A 2,141-nucleotide genomic window follows, 5' to 3' on the forward strand; every position below is an offset into this window, starting at 1 on the left:
KTAATTATTTTTTTCATTAATTATTTACCTCCATATATTAAAAATATACCTAATTTTAGGTATATTTTATAAATATCAAGAGTTTTCGACAAAATTAAAGAAATAACGCTTACAATTAAAGGAAATATAAGGTATAATAATTGGCGAGTTAATAATGCTTGAATTATAATTATTAGCTCCTTGTCCGAATAGGACCTAGACCAAAAGGAGGAAAATAAAATGCGTAAATATGAAATTATGTATATATTAAATCCCGAAGCAACTAATTTGGATGAATTAGAAAGTAAATTACACCAAATTTTAGAAGCTAATGAGGGAAAAATAGAAGAACACGGAAAATGAGGAAGTAAAGATTTAGTATATCCAATTAAAAAGAAAAAAAAAGGATATTATGGAGTATTAATTGTTAATACAACATCAGAAAACATTGATGAATTTGTTCGAATTAGTCATATTGAACAAGATGTATTACGAATTTTAGTAATTAATACAGAAAAAGAAAAAGGATATATTCAATCAACTGTTTATGCAAAAACAGAAGTTAAGAATGATAAACCAGACCGTGATCGTAGACCAGGGAATAAAAAAACTGATTATAAACGTCATGAACAACGTTCAGAAGGTGAAGAATCAAAACCAGAAAATGCACCAACTGAAACAAAAGAATAAAAAATTAGGAGTGTACAAGAGTTATGTTAAATCGAGTTTCATTAGTAGGAAGACTAACCCGTGATTTAGAATTAAAAAATTCTGTTAATGGTAAACCATTTGTTGCTTTTACATTAGCAGTAAATAATAGTTTTAATAACCAAGCTTCGTTTATTCCTTGTTTTGCTTGGAATAAAACGGCAGAAAATATGGCCCATTATTTAAAAAAAGGATCATTAATTGCATTAGATGGACGTTTACAAACGAGAAGTGATAATGTTAATGGTCAAGTTACAACAATTGTTCAAGTAATTGCTGATATGGTTTCTTTTTTAGATTCAAAAGGTGCTAGTGCTGCTACTAACATTGGTGGTCCATCAATGCCAATTGCTAATGATTTTTCTAACACAACTTTTGAACAACCAGAACCACAAGATGATAATAATATTACTTTTGATGGCGATGATGCAATTTTATGAGATTAAAAAGAAAGGAAAAAGAAAATGAATCCAAAATTTAAACGTTTTAAAAAACAATGTTATTTTACAAAAAATAAAATAACATACATTGATTATAAAGATATTGAATTATTAAAAAAATTTATTTCTGGTAATGGGCAGATTTTGCCAAAACGAGTAACAGGAACAACTGCTAAAAATCAAAGAATGTTAGCAACAGCAATTAAAAGAGCTCGTCAAATGGCTTTATTACCATTTGTTATTGATTAAAAAATACTTACTTTTGTGAGTATTTTTTCTTTTTTCGTATAGAATTAATATGATATATATCATAGGCAGTAAAAAAAGTTAAGGGATGACATTATGAAACAAAATCCAAGATTTATTAATGTTTTCAGAACAGAGGCAAAAGAAAAAATAGCAAAAAATTTACTACAAATAATTAAGTATATGCTAATTTGTTTTGTGCCTTTTTTGTATGGTTTTATTTGTTGCTGAGCTTTTTGAAACCCATTAACAAAAATTGGTAATATTTCTATGGCAATTGTTGACAATGATAGACCACCTTGTATCGCCTATGTTGTTCAGAAACAAGGAACTGATGAAAATAACTTATTAACTTCGCCAACTGTTGAATATTTTAATTCTGACACATTAGCAGTTTGTCAAGAAAAAGCACAAGAATGATTTGATAATAATAAAGATATTGATAAAGATCTTTATAAATTGCAATATCGTTATGATAGCATGGTGAATTTATCTGTTACAAATAATAAATTTTATAATATTAATACAAAAGCATTAGAATTAGACCAAAATGGTATGACCATTAAATTAAATTATTTGCATGGTGATGAAACTATGTTTAAACCAGCTGATAAATATTGGGCTCAATTGCAAGTTAATAGTGGTTTTACAGAAAATATTTTTAAATAGACTTCTTGCATAACCTATTAAAATAATTGTAAATATTTTTAAAAAGATACTAATAGCAAATTATAATTTTAATTAATTATGTCTTTTATTTAAAAATWA

General features: G+C 26.3%; 4 protein-coding genes. All 4 read left to right on the plus strand.

The genetic code is table 4. The features are described from left to right. Positions 1–219: 219 nt before the first annotated feature. Positions 220–669, plus strand: a complete 450-nt coding sequence (gene rpsF, locus EHV01_RS04940; protein WP_422066482.1) for a 30S ribosomal protein S6 — start codon at positions 220–222, stop codon at positions 667–669. Positions 670–692: 23 nt separating this feature from the next. Continuing rightward, positions 693–1,133 carry a single-stranded DNA-binding protein gene (locus tag EHV01_RS04945; RefSeq protein ID WP_422066483.1) on the plus strand — a complete coding sequence of 147 codons (441 nt, stop codon included), beginning with the start codon at positions 693–695 and terminating at the stop codon, positions 1,131–1,133. A gap of 18 nt (positions 1,134–1,151) precedes the next feature. Then, on the plus strand, positions 1,152–1,376 hold the full coding sequence (gene rpsR / locus EHV01_RS04950) for a 30S ribosomal protein S18 (protein WP_114564870.1): 225 nt from the start codon (positions 1,152–1,154) through the stop codon (positions 1,374–1,376). A 93-nt stretch (positions 1,377–1,469) separates the two neighbouring features. After that, positions 1,470–2,042 (plus strand): hypothetical protein, encoded by a 573-nt coding sequence (locus EHV01_RS04955; RefSeq protein ID WP_422066484.1) that lies wholly within the window; start codon positions 1,470–1,472, stop codon positions 2,040–2,042. The last annotated feature ends 99 nt before the right edge of the window (positions 2,043–2,141 follow it).

Source organism: Spiroplasma sp. hy2 (genome assembly GCF_044714365.1).
Classification (GTDB): Bacteria; Bacillota_I; Bacilli_A; order Mycoplasmatales; family Mycoplasmataceae; genus Spiroplasma; species Spiroplasma phoeniceum.